Source organism: Sellimonas catena (assembly GCF_027924685.1).
GTDB lineage: Bacteria > Bacillota > Clostridia > Lachnospirales > Lachnospiraceae > Sellimonas > Sellimonas catena.
The window spans coordinates 1-4,317 of record NZ_BSBO01000072.1; the positions used below are offsets into that span (position 1 = coordinate 1).

General features: G+C 39.4%; 4 protein-coding genes, 1 tRNA gene and 1 pseudogene. 3 read left to right on the forward strand and 3 right to left on the reverse strand.

Annotated elements, in window-relative coordinates:
- The first annotated feature begins 287 nt into the window (after positions 1 to 287).
- From Selli1_RS17880 to Selli1_RS17890, 3 genes are all read left to right on the forward strand, one after another.
- The gene (locus Selli1_RS17880) at positions 288 to 545 is read left to right on the forward strand and encodes an HPr family phosphocarrier protein (protein WP_281874420.1); all 258 of its coding nucleotides are present in this window, start codon (positions 288 to 290) and stop codon (positions 543 to 545) included.
- Between the two features lie 107 nt (positions 546 to 652).
- Positions 653 to 723: transfer RNA gene (locus Selli1_RS17885), tRNA-Gly, on the forward strand.
- Between the two features lie 200 nt (positions 724 to 923).
- Positions 924 to 1,565: a formate/nitrite transporter family protein gene (locus Selli1_RS17890; RefSeq protein ID WP_087252586.1), complete on the forward strand. Its 642-nt coding sequence runs from the start codon at positions 924 to 926 to the stop codon at positions 1,563 to 1,565.
- Positions 1,566 to 1,760: 195 nt separating this feature from the next.
- Here Selli1_RS17890 and Selli1_RS17895 read toward each other — a convergent pair.
- The 3 genes and pseudogenes from Selli1_RS17895 to Selli1_RS17905 all read right to left on the reverse strand — a co-directional run.
- Positions 1,761 to 2,567: pseudogene (locus Selli1_RS17895) on the reverse strand (ABC transporter substrate-binding protein); the annotation flags it as partial.
- A gap of 586 nt (positions 2,568 to 3,153) precedes the next feature.
- A complete protein-coding gene (locus tag Selli1_RS17900; RefSeq protein WP_281874422.1) occupies positions 3,154 to 3,666 on the reverse strand; it encodes an ImmA/IrrE family metallo-endopeptidase in 513 nt (170 codons plus the stop codon).
- Entirely contained in the window at positions 3,663 to 4,019 is a 357-nt protein-coding gene (locus Selli1_RS17905) for a helix-turn-helix domain-containing protein (protein WP_281874424.1), read from the reverse strand. The genes Selli1_RS17900 and Selli1_RS17905 overlap by 4 nt, the downstream gene beginning before the upstream one ends.
- Positions 4,020 to 4,317 lie beyond the last annotated feature (298 nt).

Sequence of the window (4,317 nt, forward strand, 5' to 3'; positions counted from 1 at the left end):
AAAAAAAGGCAATGTAAAGAGAAGAGGGGGGAATTTGCGCTTTTTTTCGTATTAAGCTCAACAGAACCGATATAGGAAAATAATTTCAGGTATAGTCCGGTCTGAGTTGTTCATGAAACAACCCTGGCTTTTGTCCCCGAATTATTGCCTTTAGCACACTTTTGTGTTAGCATAAATACAGGTACTGACAGTATGTACAAAAACTGAACGGAAGTACCTTTCCAGGGCAGTGCATACGATGCGGCAGCACTTGGACGGAAGTAAATAAAGAAAAGGAGAAACAGACAATGAAAGAATTTACTTATGTAATCACTGATCCAGAAGGAATCCATGCAAGACCGGCAGGACTGCTTGTAAAAGCTGCAGCAGGATTTAAAAGCGACATCAAGATTGAAAAGGATGGCAAAGCTGCAAACGCAAAAACAATCTTCGGTGTAATGGGACTTGGCGTTAAGAAAGACATGGAAATAAAAGTGACAGCTGAAGGTGAAGACGAAGATCAGGCAGTTGAAACACTTCAGAAATTCTTCAGTGAAAATTTATAGATTCCGGTACACAGTAAAATAGCGGAATATGCAGAGGGAAAGGAATCCGGAAAACCGGAAGTCTTTCCCTTGCATTTTCTCCGGGAAGTGATATACTGTATTTATCTGCAGATATGGTTCATCGGTAGAACGCTAGTTTCCCAAGCTGGAAAGGCGGGTTCGACTCCCGTTATCTGCTGTCAGGAGCCCTTGGTTTGACCGGGTTTTCGATACCGGGGCTTTCAAAAAGGGAATCCAAATGGTAATCAGAATATGCGTGTGCATGTTCTGGTTATTTTTTTATTCGATAAAAAGCTTGCTTTTTGTCGAAAATATGGGTACAATTTCTCCGGTACATAGTATCTTTACGACAAGATTAAGAAGTGATGAGGAGTAAGTATGAAAGAAAAGTGGATCAGCAGTATTATTGCAGGGGCATACATTGCCATGGGCGCCATGGTGTATTTAAGTATACCGGACAAGATCATCGCAAGTTTCTTTTTCTCAACAGGTATTTTACTTGTGTTGAATCTTCACAACCGGTTATTTACAAGGGTCTGCCCTCTTGCGGCCTATGATCGTTCTTACCGGTTCAGCGATATGGCGATTGCCTGGATCGGAAACGGGATCGGTACACTGATTGTTGCCGTACTCATTCATTTTACAAGATTTGAGGCTGGAATTCTTGAGCGTGTGAAAGAAATCGTAACACCGAAGATCGGAGATTCCCCGGTCAGCCTGATTCTTCTTGGTATCTTCTGCGGCCTGTTTGTAGCGTTCGCGGTTTTCGTCGGAGGAATCCGGCAGAAACAGGGATCTTTCGCCCAGATTTTTTATGTATGGCTGTTTATCACCGCCTTCGTTTTCTGCGGATTTGAACATATAGTAGCGGATATGTATTATCTGTCCGTATATGCTTTCAATTTCCCGATCGCCCCGGATCAGATCCTGAAAGTGCTTTTCTGTGTGACGATAGGGAATATCATCGGCGGTGCCGCTGTCGGATACTCCATCCGACGTCTGGACACATCTGCAAAATAAAAAGACAGGAAAGAGTTTCGTATGTACGTGCTCTTTCCTGTTTTTTGCATTTTAATAGCCAGTACAGGGAATGTACTGGCTGAGGGAAAAAGTTATGAAAAAGTTTATTCACAAAGTATTACTTACTTTGTAGTTTCATAATACATGTCAATTGTGAAAAAAGTGTGTTCAAAATATCAAAAAAGTATTAAAAATTTATTTCGCAGCCTTTGTTGCAAATTCCGTTGTGACAAGATCTTCGTACGGAGTCCTGGAATCCAGTTCGCCGGCATCCTCCAGAATGTCCTGTAATAATTCAAAGCTGTCCTGATTGAAGATCAGATCTTCTTTCCATGTCTTCTGCTCATAATACCGGGAAACGATCGTTGTGATTGTTTCCAGATCATTTTCTTTAAACTGTGGCTGGATGACTTTTGCAATTTCCTCCGGTGTGTGTGTATTTACATAATCCATCCCTTTTTGAAGGGCATTTGTAAAACTCTGGATCAGGTCCGGATGCTCCTCCAGATAGCTCTTTTTCGCTGAGAATGCCGTATAAGGCACATAACCGCTCTCTTTGCCAAGCGAGGCAACAACGTAGCCTTTTCCGGCAGCTTCCAGTGTGGTGGCCCCCGGTTCAAATTCTACCGTAAAGTCTCCCTGCCCACCGGAAAAAGCGGCTGCTGTGGAACCAAAATCAATGTTTTGATTGATCATTACATCTTTTTCCGGATCGATATCATTTTGTTTCAGGATATATTCAAAGACCATTTCCGGCATTCCTCCTTTTCTGCCACCGAGGACCGTCTTCCCTTTCAGATCTTCCCATGAAAAATCTTCAATCGGTTCTCTTGATACAAGGAAGTTTCCTGCTCTTTGTGTCAGTTGGGCAAAATTGACAACATAGTCTTTGGCACCTTCATTATACGTGTAAATGGAAGATTCCGATCCCATAAATCCAATGTCCGCCTGACCAGAGAGCACTGCCGTCATGGTTTTGTCTGCTCCAAACGGGGTTCGCAAGTTAGGCAGAGATTACAACAAGATGATACAATATTTTCCCTCAGGAAATAAGCAAAAAGTACAATAGCCCAAGTTCCTAAGAACTTGGGCTATATTTTATTTTGGTGTAGAACGACGGTGTTCTGACACTCTGGTTCCATCCTTTTTTGTGTATCCTTTAACTACAACAATTTTTTTGTTTTGTACTCCGCGTACACTAGTTTTTGTTTTTGCCATAATAATCTTCCTTTCTATATATAATATAATGTCTAGAAAAGAAGCACATTTAACTGGCAAAATGTGCCTCACTTTAGTAACTAGTTACTTTTTGCTGGTTCAGGACCTGGACCTATCCAGATTCTGAAGGCTCTCTTACCATAAGTCTTGGCATAAATCTTTGTACCATCCTTTGTGGTAATCCATGCACGAAATATGTACATAGAAACACCTCCTTTTTCAAAAATCACTTGAAAAAAGAGATCCACAATGTTATAATCCAATTGTCTAGAAAGAATTATAACGCCAGTTAATTGTGGAAACACTTTTAACAAGCGACCAAGCACTTTGTGTGCTTGGTTTTTTCTATGTAAAGGAAATTTCCTAAACATCATTTGTGAATTTCATTATACTGAATAGTTGCGGCCTGTTTTGACATTCCACATTGAACCATGATTTCCTCAATACTCATATTCTTAACCAAATGCATTGGAGCCATTAATTCTGCTGCAAAAGTGTTTGCTTGCCATTCCGGACTTCTATAAACAGGAATTCTACCTCTAGCATAACTTATTGACTCTGGCTGATGTAACAAATAATGTCCCAATTCATGACACAAAGTAAATCGATCTCTTGGATTTCCTTCAACCGCACGTTCATAAACATCATTACGAATCTTTATCACATTTCTGCCAGTATTGGTTGTACCATATGTATCAATCATTTCATCCGGCTCAACAATTTCAAACTCAATCTTCATTTCATTTTCTGGATTAGCTAAAACCCACTCGATAAAATGAACGATCGGAAAATATAATACATTATCGCATCCAGCTATTTCTCTGACTTTCCATGTCATTTTTCTGATTAATTGTCTTGATAACGGTTCAGCCGCTACATTCATTCATCTTTCACCTCTTTCTGTAAGAACTCTTTTAATTTGTTCTTATCAAGCTCATTAAATTTTCTCGCAAAAGACAGCATCATCATTCTATCGTTATCATTCATGAAACTTATGTCGATGCTATCGTAATTCTGCGCTTCATACATAACTTGTTCCAACTCAGCAATTTGCCTTTTATCCAAATTGTAACTTTGAACAATTATGTCTTTCCACTCCTTAGGTGGCTTTTTCTTACCGTTTTCTACCTTTGATAAAAAAGCTGATGAAACTCCTAACTTAGCTGCCATATCATAAAGAAGCTCATTTTTATCAATACGTAACTTCCGGCAGAACTTTCCAAAATTATTCACCATAGTGTTTCACCCTTTCGCCCTTTCTCTATTCTCCTTTTCGCTCTTTATATTAACCTATTTAGGTCAATTTGTCAATTCTTTTTTTGAAATTATTTTTCCTTTTTCATTCAATATGGAATCAATTTTTCTTATATTACTTGTCTTGCTATGTGTGTTATACTATAAATATGTTATAATTCATCAGGAAAGTATCAGATTCAGAGCGGAAAAAGAGCAGTCCTGAGTAAAGCGGAACTGCTCTGAATGTGATTCTTTCCAATTGTACCAATTCGCGGACGGTCAGCCAGATCACTTATGG